The 22,536-nt window shown below is 61.2% G+C and carries 18 protein-coding genes; 7 read left to right on the forward strand and 11 right to left on the reverse strand.

The genetic code is table 11. From position 1 onward, the window contains the following. Positions 1-153 precede the first annotated feature (153 nt). From J3P77_RS10070 to J3P77_RS10100, 7 genes are all read right to left on the reverse strand, one after another. A complete protein-coding gene (locus tag J3P77_RS10070) occupies positions 154-5,769 on the reverse strand; it encodes a putative Ig domain-containing protein (protein WP_434681451.1) in 5,616 nt (1,871 codons plus the stop codon). A 271-nt stretch (positions 5,770-6,040) separates the two neighbouring features. Beyond that, complete coding sequence (locus J3P77_RS10075; RefSeq protein WP_434681950.1) at positions 6,041-6,958, reverse strand: AraC family transcriptional regulator N-terminal domain-containing protein; 918 nt, start codon at positions 6,956-6,958, stop codon at positions 6,041-6,043. A gap of 78 nt (positions 6,959-7,036) precedes the next feature. Continuing rightward, on the reverse strand, positions 7,037-7,294 hold the full coding sequence (locus J3P77_RS10080; RefSeq protein WP_434681452.1) for an Atu4866 domain-containing protein: 258 nt from the start codon (positions 7,292-7,294) through the stop codon (positions 7,037-7,039). A gap of 60 nt (positions 7,295-7,354) precedes the next feature. After that, the gene (locus tag J3P77_RS10085) at positions 7,355-7,801 is read right to left on the reverse strand and encodes a hypothetical protein (RefSeq protein ID WP_434681453.1); all 447 of its coding nucleotides are present in this window, start codon (positions 7,799-7,801) and stop codon (positions 7,355-7,357) included. 255 nt (positions 7,802-8,056) lie between these two features. After that, a complete protein-coding gene (locus J3P77_RS10090; protein ID WP_434681454.1) occupies positions 8,057-8,911 on the reverse strand; it encodes an oxidoreductase in 855 nt (284 codons plus the stop codon). A 29-nt stretch (positions 8,912-8,940) separates the two neighbouring features. Then, positions 8,941-9,249, reverse strand: coding sequence for a putative quinol monooxygenase (locus tag J3P77_RS10095; RefSeq protein ID WP_434681455.1), 309 nt, complete (start codon positions 9,247-9,249; stop codon positions 8,941-8,943). A gap of 30 nt (positions 9,250-9,279) precedes the next feature. Then, entirely contained in the window at positions 9,280-10,044 is a 765-nt protein-coding gene (locus J3P77_RS10100) for an SDR family NAD(P)-dependent oxidoreductase (RefSeq protein WP_434681456.1), read from the reverse strand. A gap of 237 nt (positions 10,045-10,281) precedes the next feature. On the opposite strand from J3P77_RS10100, the gene J3P77_RS10105 reads away from it, so the two are divergent. From J3P77_RS10105 to J3P77_RS10120, 4 genes are all read left to right on the forward strand, one after another. After that, entirely contained in the window at positions 10,282-11,190 is a 909-nt protein-coding gene (locus tag J3P77_RS10105) for a LysR family transcriptional regulator (protein WP_434681458.1), read from the forward strand. A gap of 201 nt (positions 11,191-11,391) precedes the next feature. Continuing rightward, on the forward strand, positions 11,392-12,261 hold the full coding sequence (locus J3P77_RS10110; RefSeq protein ID WP_434681951.1) for a helix-turn-helix domain-containing protein: 870 nt from the start codon (positions 11,392-11,394) through the stop codon (positions 12,259-12,261). 206 nt (positions 12,262-12,467) lie between these two features. After that, positions 12,468-12,665: a hypothetical protein gene (locus J3P77_RS10115; protein ID WP_434681459.1), complete on the forward strand. Its 198-nt coding sequence runs from the start codon at positions 12,468-12,470 to the stop codon at positions 12,663-12,665. Next, positions 12,666-13,496 carry a hypothetical protein gene (locus tag J3P77_RS10120; RefSeq protein WP_434681460.1) on the forward strand — a complete coding sequence of 277 codons (831 nt, stop codon included), beginning with the start codon at positions 12,666-12,668 and terminating at the stop codon, positions 13,494-13,496. It abuts the gene before it with no gap. 136 nt (positions 13,497-13,632) lie between these two features. Here the strand turns inward: J3P77_RS10120 and J3P77_RS10125 are convergent, their stop codons facing one another. The 4 genes from J3P77_RS10125 to J3P77_RS10140 all read right to left on the reverse strand — a co-directional run bounded on the left by J3P77_RS10125 (position 13,633) and on the right by J3P77_RS10140 (position 18,949). Then, a complete protein-coding gene (locus tag J3P77_RS10125; protein ID WP_434681462.1) occupies positions 13,633-15,399 on the reverse strand; it encodes a S8 family peptidase in 1,767 nt (588 codons plus the stop codon). Between the two features lie 212 nt (positions 15,400-15,611). After that, complete coding sequence (locus J3P77_RS10130) at positions 15,612-17,720, reverse strand: TonB-dependent siderophore receptor (protein WP_434681952.1); 2,109 nt, start codon at positions 17,718-17,720, stop codon at positions 15,612-15,614. A gap of 237 nt (positions 17,721-17,957) precedes the next feature. Continuing rightward, positions 17,958-18,140 carry a hypothetical protein gene (locus tag J3P77_RS10135; RefSeq protein WP_434681464.1) on the reverse strand — a complete coding sequence of 61 codons (183 nt, stop codon included), beginning with the start codon at positions 18,138-18,140 and terminating at the stop codon, positions 17,958-17,960. A 194-nt stretch (positions 18,141-18,334) separates the two neighbouring features. After that, entirely contained in the window at positions 18,335-18,949 is a 615-nt protein-coding gene (locus tag J3P77_RS10140) for a TetR/AcrR family transcriptional regulator (RefSeq protein ID WP_434681465.1), read from the reverse strand. 110 nt (positions 18,950-19,059) lie between these two features. Here J3P77_RS10140 and J3P77_RS10145 point away from each other — a divergent pair, with 110 nt between their 5' ends. The 3 genes from J3P77_RS10145 to J3P77_RS10155 all read left to right on the forward strand — a co-directional run bounded on the left by J3P77_RS10145 (position 19,060) and on the right by J3P77_RS10155 (position 22,530). Continuing rightward, positions 19,060-20,061, forward strand: coding sequence for an NAD(P)-dependent oxidoreductase (locus J3P77_RS10145; protein WP_434681466.1), 1,002 nt, complete (start codon positions 19,060-19,062; stop codon positions 20,059-20,061). 91 nt (positions 20,062-20,152) lie between these two features. After that, positions 20,153-21,724 carry a gamma-glutamyltransferase family protein gene (locus J3P77_RS10150; protein ID WP_434681467.1) on the forward strand — a complete coding sequence of 524 codons (1,572 nt, stop codon included), beginning with the start codon at positions 20,153-20,155 and terminating at the stop codon, positions 21,722-21,724. A gap of 113 nt (positions 21,725-21,837) precedes the next feature. Continuing rightward, the gene (locus J3P77_RS10155) at positions 21,838-22,530 is read left to right on the forward strand and encodes a GntR family transcriptional regulator (RefSeq protein ID WP_434681469.1); all 693 of its coding nucleotides are present in this window, start codon (positions 21,838-21,840) and stop codon (positions 22,528-22,530) included. Positions 22,531-22,536: the final 6 nt, after the last annotated feature.

Consider the following 22,536-nt stretch of genomic DNA (forward strand, 5'->3'; position numbering starts at 1 on the left):
GGCGGCATGTGAGTGGGTAGGAGCGCGCTTGCCCGCGACCCATACGACGCGCTGTTTCAGGCAAACCGCGTAAGGCTTTTCGCGGGCAAGCGCGCTTCTACCGGGCAAAAAAAACGGCCTCCACTGGAGGCCGTTTTGCGTTCACAAGGTCAGTCAGGCCGCGAAGTCGCTGGCATGCAGCTCCTTGACGCCCACCAGCTGGATTTCGAAATCAGGCGTCGCATCGGCATTCACGTTGCCGTAGAGAATCCCGTCGGCGAAACGCAGCTGGCCGGTGGCGTCAGTCGCGTCAAAGGCATCGCTGCCAATGAACCTGAACGCGTCCATCCCTGCGGTCAATGGATTGGCATCCCAACCTGTGAAGTCGAGCAGATCGCCGTCGGCGCTCTTGAAGCCGCTGATCACGTCCCGTAATGCACCGACGCCCACTTCCCCCAGCGAACCGAACACATAGGTGTCGGCACCCGAGCCGCCCGTCAGCGAATCCGTTCCTTCGCCGCCGATCAGTCGATCGTTGCCCGAACCGCCGACCAGCGTGTCATCGCCTGCGCCGCCGTTGAGCACGTTGGCGCCGCTGTTCCCGGTCAGGCTGTCGGCAAAAGCGCTGCCGGTCAGGTTTTCGAAGTTCTTCAGGGTGTCCAGCCCTGAGCCGACGGTGTCCTGCTGCGCCGAGGTCGAGAGGGTCGCGGTGATTCCGGCCAACGCGCGCGCGAATGACACGGTGTCAATGCCATCGCGGCCATCCAGCACGTTGTTGCCCGCACCGGCGAACAGCACGTTGTCGAGCGCATTACCGATACCGTTGGCCGCATCGCTGCTGTTGATGTACAGATTTTCCACGTTGCTGCTCAGCGTGTACGTGGCCAGCGTGCTGTACACGCTATCGACGCCGCCCGATACCCGGTCGGCGTTGGTTTCGATCACGCTGTCGCCGCTGTTGTCGACGAAATAGGTGTCGTTGCCATTGCCCCCGCTCATGCTGTCACCGCCGCCCGCGCCGTCCAGGACGTTGGCCGCCGCGTTGCCGGTGATGAAGTTGCGCAGGTCATTGCCCTTGCCGTCGATGGCGGAGACGCCGGTCAGCAGGAGGTTTTCCAGATTCGCGCCGAGTGTCCAGCTGACCGAGGCCTGCACCGTGTCGATCTGCGAGGGCGAGTCGCTGGTTTCGATCACGCTGTCGAATGCGTTGTCGACGACATAGATATCGTTGCCGTCGCCACCGTTCATGCTGTCCGCGCCCAGGTCACCATCGAGCGTGTCATTGCCGGAGGTGCCCACCAGGGTGTCGGCCTGATCGGTACCGAAAATCTTGCCGCCTTCGTTCTGTGCGCCGTCGAAGATGTCCTGCACGCTGTTGTTGTCGGTCGGGTCGCCTTTGAAACCCAGGTCGTCGGCGATGTAGTCAGCCAGACGCTGTCCCACGATTTCAGCGGACTCTTCGTGCAGGTGCCAGACGTCATCGGGATAAACCAGCGGATCAACTTCGTGACGCAGCGGCAGGTCGGTGTAATCCACCGCCAGCTTCACGTCTTCGCGTTCGGCGGCAATTGCTTCCTGCACCGCTCGGACATAGCCGACGCCTTCAACGATGCCGGCGATCTTCTCTTCCGAGAAACCGCGGGCGCGGGCGGCGTCCTGGTCGTAGTGCCCGGTTTCCATCATGTACACGTTGAAGTCGCCGAACTGCGCGTGCAGGTAGTCGAATACGGCAAGGGTCGCGGCCTTGTACGAGGCCGCGGCTGCCTGCTTGTCCGAAGCACGGGCAATCTCCTGCGCCGCTTCCTCACCCTGGCCCCAGATGATGCCCATGGTTACGTTGTCGATCGACTTGAGCTCGCCGAGCTGGTCCTGCAACAAGGCCACGGCGCGCAGCAAGGCCGGACCCGGCTGGTTGGTGTCGGTCAGCCACCAGCATAATTTCAGCTCTTCGGCGCCCAGGGTCGACATGCCGTTCACTGTGCTGCCGCCCACTGCGATGTCGATGCCGTTGCCATCGGCGTCGTTGAACTGGCTGCGCACGTCATAGGTGGTGTATTTGCTCAAGCCGTCGACCAGCGCCGAAGTACCGGACTGGTCATCGTCCTCGGTCATGCGCAGCAGGCGTGCGTTGGACTGGCCGAGGGTCGGCAGGAACAGGATGTCCTGCTGGGCGCGCTGGCCAAAAACGAAATCGTCGGCGGTCAGCGTGTCCAGGTAGTTGCCGCTCAGGGCGATTTCGAAGCGGTTGCCATCGGCGTCCGCCTGGCTGGATTTGATGTATGTCTTGTCGCCGGCTGCGTTGAGGCTCACATAGAGAGTGCCGTTGCTGCCGTCGCCCAGGCCGAGGAAGCCAAGAGCGGACACATCGATCTTGTCCTCACCGTGGGTGAAGTCGTAGATCGTATCGGTGGCGGTTGCGCCGCCCGAGTCGTAATCGCGGTAGCTGTCCTGCAGGTTGGTATAGCGGAACGTGTCGGCGCCTTCGCCGCCATACAGCGCGTCGCGTCCCGCGCCGCCGTCGATGATGTCTGGTCCGGCACCTGCCCTGATGGTGTCATTGCCACCCAGACCAAGGATCAGATCCGCGCCAATCGTGCCCGACAGCGCCTCAGCGTTGTCGGTCCCGGTGACTGTGGTGTCCGGGGCATCGGCGACCGTCATGGCAAAGCTGTCACTGACCGACGCGCCCGACGGATCGGTAGCTTTGATCAGCACGTTGTAGTTGCCTGCCGCAGTGCTGGTCGGCGTGCCGCTGAAGGTCATGGTGGTGCTGTCGAAGGTCAGCCAGTCGGGCAGGGCGCTGCCGTCGCCCAAGGTGGCGGTGTAGGTCAGCGAATCATTGTTGCCGTCAGAAAAGCTGTTGCTGGTAACGGTATAGGTGAACGGCGAGCTTTCGGTGGCGTTCTGATCGAGCAGTGGAATCACCACCACCGGCGCCACGTTGCTCGGGACGTTCTGGTCGGCGAAGACGAAATGGCTGCTGTTGAGCGTGCTGGCCAGGTTACCCGCCAGCGAAATCTCGAATCGGTTGCCGTTGGCGTCCGCCACGTTGTCCTTTATATAGGTGCGGTTGTTGCCGGCGTTGTAGGTCACTTGCAAAGTGCCGTCGAAGCCGTTGCCCAGGCCGCTGTAGCCCAGTGCCGAGAGGTCGATCTTGTCGGCGGATACATCGAAATCCAGGATCTGGTCACTGGCGCTGGTCGTGGCGGTCCGGTAGCTGTCCTGGCCGGAGCTGAAGCGGAACACGTCCGCACCTGCGCCGCCAGTAAGTTTGTCTGAGCCGGCGCCGCCAATCAGAACGTCGTTGCCGTCGCCGCCATCGAGCGTGTCATTGCCCGCGCCGCCGAATATCTGGTCGTTGCCAGTCGTGCCCGTCAAAATGTCGCTTTTCGGGGTGCCATTGATCACGCCCGGGGTGGCAGGCACGTCCTGGACCGCGAGCGTGAAGTTGTCGCTGACGCTTGAGTTGCTGGCGTCGGTCGCGGTGATCTTGATCGCGTAGGTGCCAGAGGCGTCGCCGCCCGGCGTGCCGCTGAAGGTGCGGGTGGCGGCGTCGAAGGTCAGCCAGTCCGGCAGCGGACTGCCGTCGGCGAGCGTTGCGGTGTAGCTCAACGTGTCGTTGTCCGGATCGGTGAAACTGGTGCCGGGCACGACGTAGCTGAACGGCGTGTTTTCGGTAGTGTTCTGGTCCAGCAGCGGGTTGGCCACCACCGGCGCCTGGTTGACCACCGGGGCAGTGGCGAAGACAAAGTTCGCGCTGGTCAGCTTGTCCAGGTAGTTGCCGTCCAGCGCCACCTCGAAGCGGTTGCCGTCGGCATCGGCGGTCAACGACTTGATGTAGGTCTTGGTGCCGGCTTCGTTGAGCACCACGTAGACCGTGTTGTTCATGCCGTCGGCAAGGCCCGTGAAGCCGAGCGCCGATAGGTCGATCTTGTCGGCGGTAACGTCGAAGTCGGTGATCAGGTCGCCCAGGTTCGCGCCGCCCTCATTGTAGTTGCGGTAGCTGTCAGTGCGGCTGGAGAACACGAAGGTGTCGGCCCCGGCGCCACCGCTCAGGGTGTCCTGTCCGGCACCGCCGTCGAGTCGGTCGTCACCGCCGCCGCCCGCCAGGCTGTCGTTGCCGGCCAGGCCCAGCAGGGTGTCCACGCCGTCGGTGCCTTGCACAGAGTCATTGCCCTCGGTGCCGGTGAGCGTGCGGTTGAAGATGAAATTGTCGGCGGTCAGTTTGTCGACCAGATTACCGGCCAGGATCAGCTCGAAGCGATTGCCGTTGGCGTCGGCGTCGTAATCCTTGATGTAGGTGCGGTCGTTACTCGCGTTGTAACTGATCTGCAGGGTGCCGCCCCGGCCATTGCCCAGCCCGGTGAAGCCAAGATCTGCCAGGTCGATCTTGTCTTGAGTCACATCGAAGTCGGTGATGGTGTCGTCGAAGCTGGTGGTGGCCGTGCGATAGCTGTCGGACTCGCTGGTAAAGCGGAAAATGTCTGCGCCCGCGCCGCCGGTGAGGTTGTCTACGCCCGCGCCGCCCACAAGAATGTCGTCGCCCGCGCCGCCGTTGATCGTGTCATTGCCCCCAGCGCCATAGAAGATCTCCTTCGCATCGCTGCCCAGCAGGACGTCGTTGCCGTCGGTGCCTTGAACGGCCACCACTGGCACGGTCTCGCTGACGTAGCTGCCGTCGCCATACAACAGCGTGTCGCCCTTGCTGGTGTTGCTGATGGTGTTGCCGATGATCGCGTTGCGGTCGGTGCCATCTTCATTGCGCTCGGCGACGCCGTAGGTCGACTGTGCGCTGCCGGTGATGGTGTTGCCCTGGATGGTGTTGTCGCTGCCGTTGAAGTATTTGCCTGATACACCGTTGGTGTCGTCGTAGGACTGAATGATGATTTCCGGCACTGCGCCACCCAGCGCGTTGTTGGTCAGGGTGTTGTTGGTGACATCGACGTTGGTGCTGCCGTAAATGCGCACGCCCGCGCTGTTGTTGTCATGGATGTCGACGCCGGTGACGGTGACATCGCTGGACAACTTGATCAGAACGCCCTCGGCGCCATTGCCGTAGACCTCTCCGCCGGTGATGGTGATGTTGCCCGGCGACGGGATGTTCTCGCTGCCGCGCTGCACGACGATCCCGCCACCGCCGTTGCCATAGGCCACGTTGTTGCTGAGGGTGAAATCGTGGGTGCTGGTAACAACGTTGAAGCCGTGACGATCGTTATCGTAGGCAATGTTGTTCTCGAAGATGCTGTCGCTCAGGAAGTCGGCGACGAAGCCGTCCAGGCCATTGCCGTGGGACACGCTGTTCTTGATGACCATGTTCACGGTCTGCTCGTGCGGGTCGAAGCCGTAGCCCGAGCAGTCCTTGATTTCCACGCCATCGAGGGTGACGTTGGAGTCGTAACCTTCCTGGCCTGGGATGTAGCCGTTGAACCAGCCATCGATCTTGCCGGTAGTGTTGTCCCGATTGCCGTCGAGGGTCAGGTTGCTCAGCCCGAAATCGTGGGTCTCTTCGCCGTAGGCGGAGCGGACGATGCCAGTGATTTTCGTGTCCGAACCATCGGCGACCTTGATGTTCGAGACGCCCATGCCGTCGCCGTACATGTAGACATTGCTCTTGAGCATGAGGCAGCCGTCGGACGGTTCCTCGCCTCCGGTCACAATGTAGGTCCCGGGCGGTATATACACCTGGCCGCCGCCGGCCGCTGCCGCCGCATCGATCGCTTGCTGGATGGCGGCTGTATCGTCAGTGACACCATCTCCTTTGGCGCCAAAATTTTGGACGTTGAAAATCATGCACTTATCTCCGATTTCAGGCTGGGAACACGATGCGTGCCAATATCCAATCGGCGAGCATGGTGGTATGACCCTGCGGAATCGGAAAGTTGTTGCCGTATGTCGGGAAAATGTCGGTTTTTGACGGCTGAAGCGGCTTGTCCAAATATGGCGCCATATTAATGACGTTTTAGGGTTATGGTTTTGTGTTTGTCAGGCCAAGGGGCCTTGCCCCGGACATCCGGAATTGCGAGCCGTATGCCCGTGGAAGGCCTGTTCAGGGCGTGATGAATCACGCGGTGTGACGGATCCGGCCCACGTCCCTGGATGGCGAGAGTCCGAACTGTCGGCTGTATTCCCTGCTGAACTGGGAGGGGCTTTCGTAGCCAACTCGGTAGCAGGCGCTCGAAGCGTCCAGTCCCTCATTGATCATCAGCCGGCGAGCCTCCTGCAAACGCAGCTGCTTCTGATACTGCAGCGGGCTCATAGCAGTTACTGCCTTGAAACGGTGATGAAGGGTCGAATGCCCCAGATTAGCTATCCGCGCAAGATCGTCGATCCTCAGCGGCTCGGAGTAGTGCTGGTTCAGCCAAGTGATCGCCCGGGTGATGCGATGCGTCTGCGAATCGCCAACGGCAATTTCGTAAAGTCGGCGTCCGTGGTTCCCGCGCAGAAGGCGGTAATAGATCTCACGTAGCGCCAGCGGCGCGAGCATGCCGATGTCCCGAGGAGTGTCCAGCATGCGCACCAGTCTTAACATGGTCTCAAGCAGCGGCTGATCGATCCTGTCGAGGAATAGGCCTCGCTGCGGCTCGTCGGGAACTCCCGCTGGAGGAGCATCCGCTATGAGCTGAGCAATTTCCGCCGGGTCGAAGTCCAGTCTTAGGCACAGATAGGGCGCATCTGCGGTTGCCTCGGTGACCCGCCCGGAAACCGGCAATGTAACCGAAACCACCAGATAACTGAGCGGATCGTATGCATACTGTTCCTCCCCCAGCCCTATCTCTTTACTTCCTTGAACAATCAGGCAAAGCGCGGGCTTGTGGACCGTATGGATCAACTCGGAGGGCGCGTCAGAACGTATGACATGCAGCGGCGCCACGGCAGTTTCGTAAATGCCTGGCTTTTCAAAGCGCTGGGTCAGCAGTCGTACCAGTTCATCCCGATAGACTCGATTGTCGCCAAGGTTCGAATTGTTCGTCATGTCCATCAACACCCCCCAAAGTTGCACCAGAACCGAAGTGAGATGTGGTCGGCGGCCTGGACCGTCGACCACGTCCATGCATTGTCAATTGCGGTAAAGCACCATGCCTGCGTGGTAGAGGACCCCCTCCCGAAAAATACCATCGGCGGTGAAGCCGGTATCGTCCCAATACCGAATGTAATCACCTTGAACCTCGTAGCGTCCCTGGTATGCACTCGTCTTTTTACCGCGGGCTTCATCATAACGACCGTTTGGTAGCAGCTCGTGACGAATGTATCCATCAGCCGTAACCCACACTCCGGCGTATGACGGGTTGCTGCTCGTGCCTGAATCGGTGGCCATAACGACCTCGCTGCAAAAAATTAGCACAATGATTAACGGCGCAAACCTCGGCGTATTCACTCACGCAGTCCGGAAACCGGGAGTGCGCTCGGAACCGTCTGCCGCAACGCGGAAACCGGGAGTGCGCTCGGAACCGTCTGCTGCAACGCGGAAGCCTGGAGTGCGCTCGGAACCATCCGCCGCAACGCGAAAGCCGGGGGTGCGCTCGGAACCATCCGCTGCAACGCGGAAGCCGGGGGTGCGCTCGGAGCCGTCTGCTGCAACGCGGAAGCCTGGAGTGCGCTCGGAACCGTCTGCTGCAACGCGGAAGCCTGGAGTGCGCTCGGAACCATCCGCCGCGACGCGGAAACCGGGAGCGGACTCGGAGGCCTTGTTGGAAGCCTGAAGGCTATGCGTGGCCTTCACGGTGTTCTGGACGAAAGACGATGCAACGGGAGAGGCACTAGCTGCCGAGATGATGCAGATGTTCAGTGCGGTCCCGATCACAAGTTTGCTAAAGTTTTTCATGGTGAGTTCCTCATGTGTTCATTAACAGGGTGGCGGCCTGTCCGAGCCGTTGTTGTCATCCGTGCCGTGAATAAAGATTAAGTGCGGACGGCGGATCGCCGTTATCTCGAACGTGTCGCAGATTTGCCTGATCCTCCGGGGCAAATGCGTTTCGGGAATGCAGACTGGCGAGGGTGCGCCTGACCTCCGTCCGGCGAACTTGCGTAGATGCTTCTTGCTATCTGGAGATACCGACTTCCCTGTCGGCGGGAGCGATTACTTGCCGCCCGGACCTATCGCCAGCACAGGGAAATCCGCCCCACGGGCGGTGGCCTCCCAGGCACTGAATTCGGCATGCATGGCCGACAGCTTGGCCGTTGCGACTTCGAAGGCTTTATTACCCAGCAGCAGTCGTTGCGGAGGCTGCGCAGCGGTGACTGCGGCGTAAATCGCGGCGGCTGCCCGGGCAGGATCGCCTGGCTGCTTGCCTACCGAGGCGTGATAAGCGCGGCGTGCCTCGCCGGCAGTGGCGTCATAATCGGTGATCGGTTCACGCACCTCAGTCGCCGATCCCGCCCATTCGGTACGAAACGCACTGGGCTCTGCCGTCATCACGTGAATGCCCAGTGGCTCGACCTCGGCGCGCAGGCTTTCCGATAGCCCCTCGACTGCGAACTTGCTCGCGCAGTAGTAACCCACGGCAGGGAAACCGGCGAGGCCGCCAATGGAAGTCAGGTTCACGATCGTTCCTCGATGACGCTGGCGCATGCCGGGCAGGACCGCGTGAATCATGTTGGTTGTGCCGAAGAAATTGACATCGAACAGCCGGCGAGCGGATTGCGGGTCAGTCTCTTCGACCGCGGCGAAGTAGCCGATACCGGCGTTGTTGATCAGCACATCCACCGATCCGAACGCGCGCTCCGCTTCAGCCACGACGGCCTTTGCCTCCTCGGCGTCGGTCACATCCAGCGGCAGCACCAGGGCTTCACCGAGCCTGGCGAGATCCTCCACCTGCTCGGTCTTGCGCGCAGTCACAACGACACGCTCGCCGCGTTCCAGCAGGTGAGCCGCGATGTAGCGTCCGAAGCCGGTGGAGCAACCGGTCACCAGCCAAGTGTTGTTCTTACTCATGGTGTGTTCCTCTTGGGCAATGGATGGGGTCAGCAGTCGGCCGGTTCGGACTGGCGCTCGAAGCTGCGGATTTCCGGGGCCTGGCTGCAGAATTCGTCAAGGTCTTTCATGAACGCTGCTACATAAGGCGTTTGCATATGGCCTGCGAAGTCGTCGGGCGAACGCCAGTCCTCATAAACGAACCAGCGGTCGACCGAATCGTTAGCACGGTAAATCTCGTAACGGAGGCAGCCGGGCTCTTGCCGGGTGGGGCCGACCAGCGCCAACAGGCGCTGGCCGAGTACCTCGCTCTGCCCAGGTCGGGCTGTGAAAAAAGCGACGTTGGTCAGCATGCTCATAATCATTCTCCAGTGCCTGCGGGGTGCTGATCAGCCAGCCGTTACGGTCATGCCGCCGTCCGCCATGACCACTGACCCGACCAAGAAGCTGGCACGGTCGGAGGCGAGAAACGCAACCACTTCGGCAATCTCCTCGGGTTGCGCGGCACGGCCGATGGGAGCGGCTTCACCGTGCTGGGCCAGGAAGCCCGGGCCGTCATCAACCACGTTGTTGAGGATGTTGGTCACCACGTCACCAACGCCGATGGCATTGACACGAATACCGTGCTCGATCGCCTCCAGCGCAAGCGTGCGGGTCAGCTGCGCCAGCGCACCCTTGGAAGCTGTGTAGGCTGCAATGGTCGGGAATGCGAAATAAGACGCATAAGAGGCGATGTTGACGATGGCTCCGGACTTGTTCGGCATCATCGCCTTGACCGCTTCGCGGCAATGCAGGAAGGCCGCTGTGGCGTTGACCGACTGGATGCGTTCCCAGTCTTCGCGGGTCATGTCAATGACCAGCTTGTTGATGATGATCCCGGCGTTGTTGACCAGAATATCCAGGCGACCGAACGTCTCGACGGCTAACCCGACTGCGCGTTCGGCGGCGCCGTCTTCGGTGATGTCGGCCACCAGTGGCACCAGCCCCGGGCGGGCGAGTTCTTCAACGGCGGGGTTGATGTCTTCAGCCACGACCATGGCGCCACGCGCATGGAGCAAAAGTGCGATAGCCTTGCCAATGCCACTGGCAGCGCCGGTGACCAGCGCGACCTTGCCTTCAACTTCGTTTGGGATGCTGTGCTTGATCTGAGTCATGATGCTCTCCTGCCTGGCGAACCGCCGAGATATTCGGCGGCTCAGCGCCGTGGGCGCCGTCGTTATCGACGACTCAACTGTCTCGCAACGAGCACGGCCGAGCTTTGGCAGGTTTGCCGAGGCTGTCGGAGTTTTGCGCCGAAGTGCAGCATTGGGTGAGCGCGACTGCGCCGCTTCGACCCGCTGGCTTATCGAGGAAACCCGGATAAGATGTGCTGAAACATTCGAGGAATCTGAATGATTTCAGACCCGGGTACGCCCACGCTTGACCAGTTACGCGTATTTCTTACCGTGGTGGACGTGGGGAGTTTTGCAGGTGCGGCGCGCAAACTGCATCGCGCCACTTCAGTGGTGAGCTATGCGATTTCCAACCTGGAAATGCAGCTGGGCGTAAGCCTGTTCGACCGCAAAACGACCCGCAAACCGCAGCTGACCGATGCCGGCCGGACCGTGCTGGCTGAAGCACGTACCATCTATGGTGGGATCGACGGTCTGCGAGCCAAGGTTCGTGGGCTATTGCATGGCCTGGAAGCAGAAGTGCATCTGGTGCTGGATGTGATGCTGCCCAACGCGCGCGTGGTCGATGCGCTCAAAGCTTTTCGTGAGCAATTCCCTACCGTGTCGCTGCACTTGCATATCGAGGCCCTGGGGGCCGTGACACAACGGGTCGTCGACCGTGTAGCGGCGCTTGGCGTGAGCGGTCCGCTGACCACGGGCGTTGACGGCGTCGAACGTATAAACGTCGGTAAGGTGGCATTGATACCGGTCGCCGCCCCCGGTCATCCGCTCGCGCAGCCGGGGCCACACGAGCCGGGTGCAGGCCGCTCGCATGTGCAGCTGGTCCTCACTGACCGTTCCCGGCTAACCAGGGACCAGGAATTTGCTGTCATTGGCACCCGCACGTGGCGTCTGGCTGATCTGGGCGCCAAGCATCTGCTGCTTCGCGAGGGCATCGGTTGGGGCAACATGCCCATCGACAAGGTGCATGACGACTTGACCAGTGGCCGGCTGGTGCATCTGGACCTGCCCGATTGCCCAGGTGGCGATTATGTTTTCGACGTCATCTATCGTACGGACACACCGCCCGGGCCTGCGGCTGCCTGGTTGATCGAGCGATTCAAGTCGCAGGTGTCCGACGGCATCTGACTCTCCAATAAATCGAACACGGCGGTGCAACCGGATGTCTTTCCTGATCAATGCCGCCATGAGAAATTGGCTCTGTCGCGGCTGCCCGCCCGCTGATCATTTGAACGAGCGACAACCATGACGAGTGCCGAGCAACTGCTGCACCAGTACGAATCGGAAGGTCCGGCACTGAGCGATGCCCAGCGCATCACCGCCGAATCGATGCCGCGTCATTTGCCAGGGACGCCACGTATGCTGCCGCTGTATCCGCAGATACAGGATGTGATGGTGCAGGTGTTCAGCCATCGCAGCATCGTCGAGCCGATACTGGTGCCCGCCGTCGTGGAGCCTTTGCTGGTATTGATCCTGGCAGGCGCGGCCAGGGTCGAGGAGCGTTCCCTCGGCGGGAAATGGGAAGCCGTCGATGTGCAGGCCGGTGATTTCTTCCTCACCAACACCAGCGAGCCCTATGAGATGCGCTGGCAGACTATCGGGTGCGAGTCCTTCGAGGTGCTGCATCTGTATCTCGGCCTGCCACTGATCGACCGGGCCGCGCAGGATCTTCTGGGTGAGCATGCAGCAGCGGTGAGCTTTCTCGACATTTCAGGTGCTCGGGATGAACGGGTGAGTTTCATGCTCGATCAGCTGCGCTTCGAGCTGGTCGAGGAGCGTCAGCCCAGCCCATTATTCGTGCACTGCGTGGCTCAGGCACTGACGGTGCATCTGATACGCAATTATCTCGACACGCATGGCGGGGTGCGACGCAGCAATGCGCTGCAGGCATACAAGCTGCGTCGGGTTCTCGAAGCGATGAACGAAGGCCTGGCCGACGACTTCAGCCTTGCACATTTTTCTCGGCTCGCCGATCTGAGCGAGTATCACTTCAGCCGGATGTTCAAGCGGGCCACCGGGCTTTCGCCATCGCAGTATTTCATCCGCCTGCGCATGAGCCGGGCCCGGCATCTGCTGCTTGAGACCGACCGCAGCATTATCGACGTCGGGCTGGACGTCGGTTATTCCAGCCCCAGCCATTTTTCCCAGGTTTTCCGCCGCGAGGTGGGGGTCACGCCAAGCGCCTATCGCCAGGCATGAAGACGGCTAGAGGTTCTGTGGTCGCATCGAATTGCACGTTCTGAAAACAGAAGGACTGCGATCACGCCTTTGTTTCGACCTGCTCGTGCAGTACCGCCGATGCCTTGCTCCTTCACATGCGTCCGCAAATTGTCTGCGACAAAGCGCTGTGCTATACAGGTCGCATTCGACGCTCATCACATGTACGGTACAGTCGCGAGAAGGTCATGACGAAAATCCTGAATATCCTGTTTGGCAAGCCCGGCCAGGGCATGAGCGCCAAGGACCGGGAAATCACCGAGTCGATCAGAAAGCTGAAAAGCCTGGACGTGGTGGAAGGCAGGGTCTCCATTTCTGCCTCTGAGGTGGTCACCGAGGATTTCATCAAGGAACGTGAGCAGGCACGCCGTCTCCTGAGTGCATAAATGGGCATTCTTCTGCTGTTACCGTTTCTGGTAAGCGGTTACTGGATCTGCATCAACCACCCTCGCATCGCCCTCAGTCTGCACCGCTATGAAGGGCAACTGCTTTATCTGCTGGTGGCTCGGGAAGGTATCTTCTGTTTTCTGATCGCGTCTGCACTCAGCGCGCTTCTTCTGTCCCTGCGATTAGTCTCGTTCAGCCTCCCGGAGAGCGTCGGCGCGCAGGTGGTGACGCTCGACTATTTCTCGCGCCTGCAGGACTGGTTGATCGCCCATGAGCTGACATCTCCCGCGAAGGCTGATATCGGGGCTTTCCTTGTGCAGGCGGCAGCGCTGTGCCTGGTAGTGCCCAAGGTCTGGACGGCCTTCGCGGTATGGCGACTCAAGCGCATCTACAATCTGAACACCCGTGCAGAGCTGGATACGCTCTTGCTTTCTCAGTTCGCTGCGAGCAATCCGCGGCTGGAGCTGCTGATGAGTTCGATCCTGCACCCGAAGCGCAAATACCTGTTCACCATGGATGACCGGAAAGTCTATGTAGGCAGCGTCATCGGCATAGGCAAGGCAAGCGAGGCGCAAGGGGTCGATCAGCACTTTCTGCTTGTGCCTTTCCTCAGTGGCTATCGCAACGAGGAAACCCTGCAAGTAGAAATGACGACTGACTACGCCGATGCCGGGGAGAGCGTCATCATGCTCGCCCAGGAAAAAATCTCTTCGGCCATGCTCTGGAAAGAAGAAGTCTGGGAACGATTCAAGACCGTGCGGGAAGCCGGCAAGTCGAAACCCGTGTCAGTGGCGCCAAGGTTAAGGGACCGGCTGCCCAAACGTACTTGACGCCGCGAGCGGCGCAGACGTCGAACCCGTGGTCTGCGCTTCTGTAGTAGAAGTGCGCGCTGCGCGAATACGCCTGAAGCTGAAACCAACCCGCCCGCACCAGCTCGAGCCTAGAGGCCGACCCCTGCCACTCGGGTCAGCGCACCCGCTCGCGGCTTTGCACCGCCAGGTCCAGCGCTTTCTGCATGTCGAGCCGGGCCGAGCGACCTACGTCTTTGTCGTTGAGCTGATTCCTGCGTTCGGATGGCAGGATGGGTGCTGTCAGGTCCTCGGCATCCATCGGCTCGAAATCGAAGTTTTCGCCAATCGTCATGGCGCTGCGACGGAGCAGCATTCGTAGCTGCTCAGGCGTCAGTTGTGGGTTGATGGACAACATTGCCGCCACGACACCGGCCACCATCGGCGTCGCGTAGGACGTTCCGCAGTGCACTGCGCCCGTCTCTGCGGCTCTGGCGGTCGAAGCATGAGCGCAGGCAGCGGCGGTGATGTCCACGCGCATGTCGATATTGGAGGAGCTGCGCTTGACGGCATACGCGGGGTCATCCACGGCGATCCCTTGCTGATCGCTGCGCTGATGTCCGCCGACGACCAGAAGCTGATCGGTGATGAAGGAGGAGGGCAGTCGGTATTCGTCGGTGCCGGAAAACGACGAGCCGTTGCCGGCTGAGTTGATCACCACCACGTCAGGGTGCTCTTTGCGTAGCCAGAGAAAGAACTCTTCCAGCAGTTCTTCATAGCCGCCCATGGCGATACCCGAGCGCAACAACGAATCCACGTCGTCGCCGGCGACGTTTTTCGCGCCTACCCGGTGGATGCCCCAGCTCCAGTTGAGTACCCGCACACCATCCTCGACGAGGTTCACCGAGGCTGCAATGTTGGCCGTGATCCCGGCGTCGGAATTGCGCTCGACGATAACCTCGAAACCGCCGCCGGCCTTGGCCAGCCCACGAAGAAAACCGGTATTGCCACCGTCGTTCCAGCTTGCGGCGAGAATTCCGGCAACCGTGGTTCCGTGGCCGTCCGGCTTTGCCGAATCCCGGGCGTAGACGCAGACGCCAGGCACTGAGCAACCACCCAGGTAACCGGCAAAGTCGGCGGTGTCGAAATCGACATCGCGCTCGATCAGACCGATCCGGACCGGTGTGGGAGTGATCGGCGCCTGCCGCGCCGGAATACGCCGCTGGTAGTAGTTCACCGCATCGATAAAGCGGTTCGCTGCCCATTCGTCCGAGTCCGGAGCCGGTTTCACGGGCTCTTTACGCTGACTGACCGCTTCTTCGGTTTTTTCCGCCGCGGACTCCTCAATGACCACTGCGTCCACGCTGGTCTCTGCGCCGAGGCGCAGCACCAGCGCATCGCGCTGGACCAGATCAGTCGCGGGCAGGCGAAGCTGGTACAGGTTCAAAGGCGCGATACTGCCGACCACTTTGGCGCCGTACTTGGCCGCCAGACGCTCGGCTTCCTGGCGGCCATCGTGATCTTCTTCAATCAGCACGCTGACCAGATCGACGTAGGTGGTGAGGCCATCCATATTCTTCGCGACTTCCTTCGGCCCGGCGGCCAGAACATGGCTGTTGCGCAGCGTCAACCACACTGCATTACTGGCGCGCTGACCGTCTGTAAGCAGCAGCGGCCCGCTCTGGTAATCCTTGCTGTCAAGACGTATGCGCAGGATGTCCCCGTCTCGCTGAACACTCCCGGCCGCAAGCGCTTTTCCTGCGAGCGACAATGTCGGCGTCTGCGCCGCCAGACCGCGCACGGAAAGGCACCAGTCCTGTTGTCGGACTTCAAGCAGGTCACCACAACGATTCAGTTTCTCCAGCCGCAGCGGCTCCTCGGCGTGGACCGGAGGGCAGACGGCCAACATAGAGACCAAAGCGATAGCAGCGAATCGAAAGGGCATGAACAGTACCGTGGCAGAGATTCTGCTGTTCGGACTCCACGGCCAGCCGCTTCGTTCAACGGTCGGTGCGAGGCTTGCGCAGCCACGTCGACCTGCAGGGCGCGCCGTTTCGCGGACGAGCTTACGCGCCCGCTGAATATAAATGCAGTTGAATGGCCCAGCCCCATACTCGCAGCTTGCAGCAGCATGGCGCGTCCTTGCGCCTATACAACCTAGAAGCTGTACTTGGCGGTCAGCATCATGTTGCGTGGGGTACCATAGCTGTCTCCGGCGTAATCCACCGTGGTGGCGATCGCCGAGTAGTAGCGGCGGTCGAAAATGTTGTTGGCATTGAGCTGAAGATCCAGATGCTTGTTGACCTGGTAGCCGGCCATCAAGTCGGTAACCGCGTAGGCGCCTTGGTCCAGTCGATAGCGGTTGCCGTCGGCGAGGTCGATGTCGTTGTACATGCGGCTCTGCCAGCTGATGTTGCCACCCACGCGCAGGCGTTGCAGCGGGCCTTGGAAACGGTACGTCGTGGACAGCTTGAACATGTGCTCCGGAACGTCGGTGTCGAAGCGCTGGTTCTCGTCCTCGGGATTGGCGTCGTCCTTGATGGTGTGCACGCGGGCGTAGGTGTAACCGCCGCCAACCTGCCAGTTCTCAGTCAACGCGCCTTGCAGTTCGAAGTCGATGCCCTGGCTGCGGATCTCGCCGGAAGCCTCGTAGCAGCTCGCTTGCGGGCAGTTCGGCACGAAAACCTGGACCGCGCGGTTTTCCTGGTCGACACGGAACACTGCCAGGCTTGCGTTCAGGTTGCCGTCGAAGTACTCGCCCTTGATGCCGATTTCGTAGTTCTTGCCCACGATTGGCTTGATCGGGGTAGCGGAGGTGTCTTTCTCGGTCTGCGGCGTGAAAATGTCGCTGTAGCTGACATAGACCGAGTGGTGGTCGTCCAGGTCATAGATCAAGCCGGCGTAGCGGGTCACGTTGCGGGTGACCTTGTAGTCACCGTCGCCGTCGCGATTGTCGTAGTCATACCAGTCCAGCCGTCCACCCAGGATTAGCTTCAACGGGTCGGCCAGACTCAGGCGGGTGGTCATGTACACGCCATCTTGGGTCGTCACCGCGCGGCTGTTGTCGTCATGCACGAAATCCGGTTTGCCTGCGCTGATCGGCCAGTTGGTGTCGTACGGAACATAGTTGTGAGTCGTCATGTTGTAGATGCGCTTGCTGGCGCCGACGACCAGCTCATGCGTTCGCCCTAAGGCTTCGAAGGGGCCGCTGACGAAGGCGTCCATACCGGCCTGATTTTCATCGTGGGCGGACTGGTAGACCGTGCGTGCCAGCGTGTTCTCGAACCACCGTGACTGATACGAGCCCGAAAACAGGCCGTTCTGTTCGGCATAGTTGGCATTGACCTGCAACTGCCAGTCGTTGGCGAGGCGCTGACGGAGCTCGGCGAATACGGTGTTGATCTCCTGGTCCTTGTTTTCCCAGTCGGTTCCGGGGTTGTACGACCGTGGCAGGTCCAGGTGATGACCATTCTGGCCAATCATCGAAGAGCCCCAGAAGTAGTTGGTCTTGTCTTTCTGGTGAGAGAAACCGAGGGTCAGGGTGGTGTCTTCGCCAAGGTCGGCCTCGGTGACGGCGTAAAACAGGCCATGATCCTCTTCCACACCGTCGATGAAACTGTTGGCATCACGATAGGAGGTCACCACTCTGCCGCGCAGGGTACCGCTGTCGTTCAGCGGGCTGGAGGCATCGACCTCGCCACGATAGTCGTCCCAACTGCCGGCGGCACCGGTCAACGTGACTTTCTGCTCGGCCAGCGGCCGCTTGCGTACCAGGTTGATGGCGGCGGAAGGGTTGCCGGCGCCTGTTACCAACCCGGTGGCGCCGCGCACGACTTCCACCCGGTCGAACATCGCCAGATTAGGCTGCGCGCCCACCGTTACGCCGCTGTAGCCGCTCGGGATGCCGTCGTACATGAGATTGTCGATGTCAAAACCGCGCGCCGTGTAGGCCTGGCGACCGGGACCGTTGGAAAAATTCAGATACAGCCCCGGTGTAGCCCGAACGACATCGTTGATGCTGGTCATGGCCTGGTCGTCCATGCGCTGGCGGGTGATCACGGTGACAGCCTGGGGCGTTTCACGCATTGTCAGCGGCAGCTTCGTCGCCGTGGACATTGCGCCTGTGGTGTAGGAGTTGGAACCTTCAGTGGTACTGCCCAGCTGAGAGGTGGTGATCGCTGTCGCGTTCAGTTCGACGGTCGTCGCGCCCGAGGTATCCCGCGCCGCTGCGCTGTCCTCGGCCATGGCAGGATTCAGCGTGGCCATGCAGACCGCCATGGCCAGAATGCTGCGTGACGGGTTGAAGCTGCGGTGCGAAATAGCGTGCGACATGAAAGCTCCTGAGACTGGTGGTAACAATGAGAATCGTTATCATCAATTGTGTCAGGATTTGTTACAGTCACAAAGCGTTTCAAAACATAAAGTTACAGGCCGCCGAGCGTGGGAGGCGGGGCCATGACTTTCTCGGCCCCGACTCGCCACAATCCTGCCTGGTCGCAACCTCTACAACGTCGGGCGCTTGGAACCGGGATGGGCCAGCACATAAATGGGGCCGTTGATCGGCTGGCCACTGATATAGCGTGTGCCCGGCACGATCGCCACCAGCGTCCATCCCGCTTTGATGAGGTCTTCGGCGTCCTTGGGGCTTGAGGCTTCCTGTAGCTCTTTGACTTCATGCAATTGCATCGACAACAACTCCTGTCAGTGGGTGGGCGATGTGAAGCGACCAGTGACACAGCGAAATGGACCTGTTTGGGGTATCAGCGGCTGCATGGCCCGAACGCGCGCCTGGTGCCAGCGGGCGGTCGCCTGCGCCGCGAGGCACCTTTCGCCGCGTCCTGGCAGTTAAAACCGCTGCTCGACCGGCGTCAACTTCGCCATCAGTCAACGCCCTGCATAGCGCCCCGGATCAGCGCGGCCAGCGTTTCGATCGCGTCGTCCTGGCCATGACGTCCCCTTACCAGCGAAGCTGAAAGCGCTTCACCAGCGCCGACAAGTCCGGTGCAGCGGCGCTCCAGTTCGGCGGGTGGCAAGGCGACGTAGGGCTTGAGCACGGCGATGAACATTTGCACGCAGTTATCCAGAAGCTCCTGAAAGACAGCCGCCTTTTCGTCACTGCCGGCCAGCGCGGCGCCCACGGCAAAGAACTCGTCGCTGGTGTCAGCCGCGCACCGGATGTAGGCACTGGCCAGGACCCGCGCCGTCTCCTCCAGATTGAGCGTCGCGTTGGACATGGCGTCACGGAAAGCATTGACCCGCTCGGTATCGATCCACTTGTAAAGCTCGATCAGGAGACCTGAACGGGTGCCGAAATGATCGTAGACCACAGGTTTGGACACGCACGCGCAAACGGCCAGATGGCCCAGAGTCAAACGGTCGGCGCCTTCCTCGCGCACGATCAGTAACGCGGTGTCCAGCAACTGGCGTCGTCGGTCCGCTTTCGAAAGCCGGCGACCGGATGCCGTGGGGGTTGGGGATGTGTTGTCTTTCTGCACTTGATCGTTCCCAGATCAGAAACCTACGAATGGTAGGTTACGAGGTCGAAAGGTCATGCTAGCTTACCTACCAATAGTAGGTTACAGGCTCAAAACGAGGAGATCACGCTATGTCAGTCAATCCTGTCCTGTTAATGGGTGGCTCAGGCGCCATCGGCCACCATACTGCCCGAGCGTTACGTGCCGCGCATCCTGATATACCGCTGTTGATCGGCAGCCGCGATCTTGAGAAAGCCCGGCAGGCCGCCGAGCAGATCGGCGGCGCTGAAGGCGTGGTGATCGACCCAGGCTCAGGTGACCTCGGGCTCGGCGACCGGCCGGTCAGCGGCGTCGTGGTCTTCTACATGGACCACGCGCTCGCCGGGCTTCGCTTCGCGCAACGGCGCGGCGTGCCGCACCTCAGCATTTCTTCCGGCATCTTCGAGATCGCACCGGAAATCGCGGCCTATATGCATGCGCCCGGCGCGTCGCCCATCGTTCTGGGTTATGAATGGATGGCAGGCGCGACGACAGTGGCGACGTTGCACATCGCCAAGGCATTCAGCCGGATCCATGACATCAGCATCCACGCTCTGGTCGACGAACAGGACACCGGCGGCCCGACCGTCGCCGCTGACTTCGAGCACCTGAACCGCATGCTGCCCGCCGCGCTGACACGGCGGGGTGACGTGTTCGTCTGGCGCGAAGGAGCGGATTCCACAGTCAGTTTTCACGCCGTGGACGGAACGCAAATGGAAGGCTCCGGTTTCTCGTCCATCGACGTGACCGGCCTGGCGGCCGCGACCGGTGCGCCCAATGTCCAGTTCAACATGGCCATCGGCGTGAGCTCGACCCGGCGTCAGGGCGGTGCGATGTCCACCGAGATCATCATCGAGCTCGCGGGCGAGGACCTGAAGGGCGAACAGCTGTATACACGTCATGCCCTGATCCATCCGGCAGGCGCCGCGCCGCTGACCGGCCTGAGCGTCGCGATGCTGCTTGAACGTCTGCTCGGGCTGGACGGCCATCCGCCCACCGCGCCGGGGCTGTACTTTCCTTATCAACTGCTGAACGCCGCTGCGTATCTGGAGCGCCTGAATCAGGAGGGCGGTGAACTGCGCGAGCTGCGGTAGATCAGTGGGGGGCACTTTGTAACAAAAGGCATATTTATTGCTTTGCTAACAATAACCCAATGGATAGCTAGCAAAGATAAGGCCTTGACCCATGATCGCTACCTCCAATCGTGCTGTGATTTGTACGCCTCATGCTCAGGCCAGTGCCGCCGGGATGCGGATTCTCGACGCAGGCGGCACTGCCATCGATGCGATGTTGGCGGCAAGTGCGATGCTGGCGGTGGTGTTCCCGCACATGACCGGCCTGGGCGGCGATGCCCTATGGATGATCCACGACAGCAAGGTGCGCACCATCGTGGGGATCGGGCAGGCCGGGCAACGTTTGCCCGACGGCGGCGCCATCAGCGTGCGAGGCCCGGATTCGGTCGCCAGTACGGCCGGTGCGATGGCCAGCTGGCAGACCGCGGCGAACATCAGTCGTCAGGAGTGGGGTTCCAGGCTGGGCTGGGCCGACCTGCTGGAAGATGCCGCGAGCGTGGCGGATGCAGGCGTTGCGGTTTCACAGTCGCAACTGTTCTGGCAGACCCTGCGTCAGCCGCTCATCGAGCAACTGCCCGATCTGCACCGTCTGTGCAAAACCAACGGGCGCTGGCTAGGCGAGGGCGATACGCTGCGTCAGCCGGAGCTGGCCAACACCCTTCGGCATCTGGCAAAACACGGCGTCGAGGATTTCTACAAGGGCGAGCTTGCCCAGGCTTTCGGTGCGGCGTTCGATCAGTTGGGTTGCGGCTTGACGACCGCCGATCTCGCCGCGACCCAGGCGCACGAAGTCGCGCCGATTTCGGTGCGTTACCGCGACGGGCGACTCTACAATGTCGCGCCGCCGTGCCAGGGCCTGTACACCTTGCAGGCCATGGCCGCACTGCAACACAAGCCGCTTGCGCAAGTCGGCAACGGCAGCGCGCTTTACTATCACTATCTGGTTGAAGCCATCAAACAGGGCCTGCTGCGGCGTAATGAGCAGTTGCGCGATCCGTTGATCAATCCCTGGGATTTTTCAGCCACGCTCGACGACGCGCAGGTCCGAAGGTATGCCGATGCGATCGACGATCAGCGCGCCGCGCCATGGAACGAGCCGGGAAGGCCCGCCGATACGGTCTGGATGGCCGCGACCGATGCCCAGGGCCGGACGGCCTGCCTGATCCAGAGTCTGTTTCACGACTTCGGTTCAGGCTGCATTCTGGGTGACACCGGTGTGCTGTGGCAGAACCGCGCGGCGGGTTTCAGCGCCAACCCTGAACACGTCAACGGCTGGGCTCCCGGCAAGCGACCGGCGCACACGCTCAATCCGTCGTGTTACTTGGCTGACGATGGCCGCCGCTGGTTCTTTGGCACGCAGGGCGGCGATGGTCAACCTCAGACCCAGACGGTGCTGGCGACGCAGTTGATCGACTACCGGCAGCCGATCGATCAGGCTCTGCAAACCCCGCGTTTTCTGCTGGGCCGCAGTTTTTTCGACAGCACCGACAACCTCAAGCTGGAAGGCGACATGAGCGCGACCGCAATCGAAGGGCTCGCGACGCTGGGGCATGAGGTCGAAATCATCCCTGCCCGCAGCCCCATGACCGGCCATGCCGGGATCATCGCCATCGATGCGCAGGATCGCCGTAGCGCCATGCATGATCCGCGAGGCGAGGGGACTGGGCTCGGGCAGGCGGGCTGACCGGCGACCAGGGAATTTGCCGGGTGCGGGCCGCTGGCGGATAATGCCGCCGATTGTCCGTCACACGCAGCCTTGCGTGTCGGCATGAGGTTTTTTGCACAACAGAGGAAAGGATGGGGTTGAGCACTGTCACCGCCAAACAGCTTGAGGTGCAACGTATCGCGGATGCGCTGTTCAAGGCTATTGCCCAGCACCGCCTGCCGCCCGGCACTCGGTTAGTCGAAGCCCAGATCGTCGAAACCCTGCAGGCTAACCGCAATCATGTGCAAGTGGCGCTGCAGCGGCTGGCCATGCAGAAAGTGGTGACCATCGAAGCCAACCGTGGCGCCATGGTTGCCCAGCCCACCGCGAAGGAAGCGCGGGATATATTCAGCGCTCGTCGAGCCGTTGAACGGGCGATAGTCGAGGCGATCACTCCGGCCATGATGCGCAAACAGCGCCAGCGTATCGCCAGCCATATGAACAATGAGCGCAAGGCGACCAACGACACGGATAGAAGGGCCATCGTTCGTGAGCTGAGCCAGTTTCACCTGCTGCTCGGGGAGATCAGCGGCAACGCCGTACTCAGCGACATCCTCTCCAACCTGATGGTCCGCAGCTCATTGATCGTGGCGCTGTATCAGCGAAACGACGTGCCATCCTGTGCCTCCGATGAGCACCAGGACATCGTCACGGCGCTCGAAAAAGGCGATAACGAAAAGGCTGTGGCCGTCATGCTCGAACATCTTGACGAACTGGAAGCGCAGCTGGCTCTGGAAGAGCGAGCGTCGGAGGAGTTCAACCTCAAGCAGGCGTTGAGTGATTGATCTCCT

Origin of the sequence: Pseudomonas sp. R1-18 (assembly GCF_051132095.1) — a bacterium.
In the GTDB taxonomy this organism is placed as follows: Bacteria; Pseudomonadota; Gammaproteobacteria; order Pseudomonadales; family Pseudomonadaceae; genus Aquipseudomonas.

What these genes read in the sequence shown, in the direction of transcription:
- J3P77_RS10100 (WP_434681456.1), bottom strand. Translation starts at nt 10,044, where the DNA reads ATGACTCAGATCAAGCACAGCATCCCAAACGAAGTTGAAGGCAAGGTC.
- J3P77_RS10145 (WP_434681466.1), top strand. Translation starts at nt 19,060, where the DNA reads ATGTCAGTCAATCCTGTCCTGTTAATGGGTGGCTCAGGCGCCATCGGC.
- J3P77_RS10115 (WP_434681459.1), top strand. Translation starts at nt 12,468, where the DNA reads ATGACGAAAATCCTGAATATCCTGTTTGGCAAGCCCGGCCAGGGCATG.
- J3P77_RS10120 (WP_434681460.1), top strand. Translation starts at nt 12,666, where the DNA reads ATGGGCATTCTTCTGCTGTTACCGTTTCTGGTAAGCGGTTACTGGATC.
- J3P77_RS10095 (WP_434681455.1), bottom strand. Translation starts at nt 9,249, where the DNA reads ATGAGCATGCTGACCAACGTCGCTTTTTTCACAGCCCGACCTGGGCAG.
- J3P77_RS10105 (WP_434681458.1), top strand. Translation starts at nt 10,282, where the DNA reads ATGATTTCAGACCCGGGTACGCCCACGCTTGACCAGTTACGCGTATTT.
- J3P77_RS10080 (WP_434681452.1), bottom strand. Translation starts at nt 7,294, where the DNA reads ATGGCCACCGATTCAGGCACGAGCAGCAACCCGTCATACGCCGGAGTG.
- J3P77_RS10155 (WP_434681469.1), top strand. Translation starts at nt 21,838, where the DNA reads ATGGGGTTGAGCACTGTCACCGCCAAACAGCTTGAGGTGCAACGTATC.
- J3P77_RS10075 (WP_434681950.1), bottom strand. Translation starts at nt 6,958, where the DNA reads ATGGACATGACGAACAATTCGAACCTTGGCGACAATCGAGTCTATCGG.
- J3P77_RS10090 (WP_434681454.1), bottom strand. Translation starts at nt 8,911, where the DNA reads ATGAGTAAGAACAACACTTGGCTGGTGACCGGTTGCTCCACCGGCTTC.
- J3P77_RS10150 (WP_434681467.1), top strand. Translation starts at nt 20,153, where the DNA reads ATGATCGCTACCTCCAATCGTGCTGTGATTTGTACGCCTCATGCTCAG.
- J3P77_RS10135 (WP_434681464.1), bottom strand. Translation starts at nt 18,140, where the DNA reads ATGCAATTGCATGAAGTCAAAGAGCTACAGGAAGCCTCAAGCCCCAAG.
- J3P77_RS10130 (WP_434681952.1), bottom strand. Translation starts at nt 17,720, where the DNA reads ATGGCCACGCTGAATCCTGCCATGGCCGAGGACAGCGCAGCGGCGCGG.
- J3P77_RS10085 (WP_434681453.1), bottom strand. Translation starts at nt 7,801, where the DNA reads ATGAAAAACTTTAGCAAACTTGTGATCGGGACCGCACTGAACATCTGC.
- J3P77_RS10125 (WP_434681462.1), bottom strand. Translation starts at nt 15,399, where the DNA reads ATGCCCTTTCGATTCGCTGCTATCGCTTTGGTCTCTATGTTGGCCGTC.
- J3P77_RS10070 (WP_434681451.1), bottom strand. Translation starts at nt 5,769, where the DNA reads ATGATTTTCAACGTCCAAAATTTTGGCGCCAAAGGAGATGGTGTCACT.
- J3P77_RS10110 (WP_434681951.1), top strand. Translation starts at nt 11,392, where the DNA reads ATGCCGCGTCATTTGCCAGGGACGCCACGTATGCTGCCGCTGTATCCG.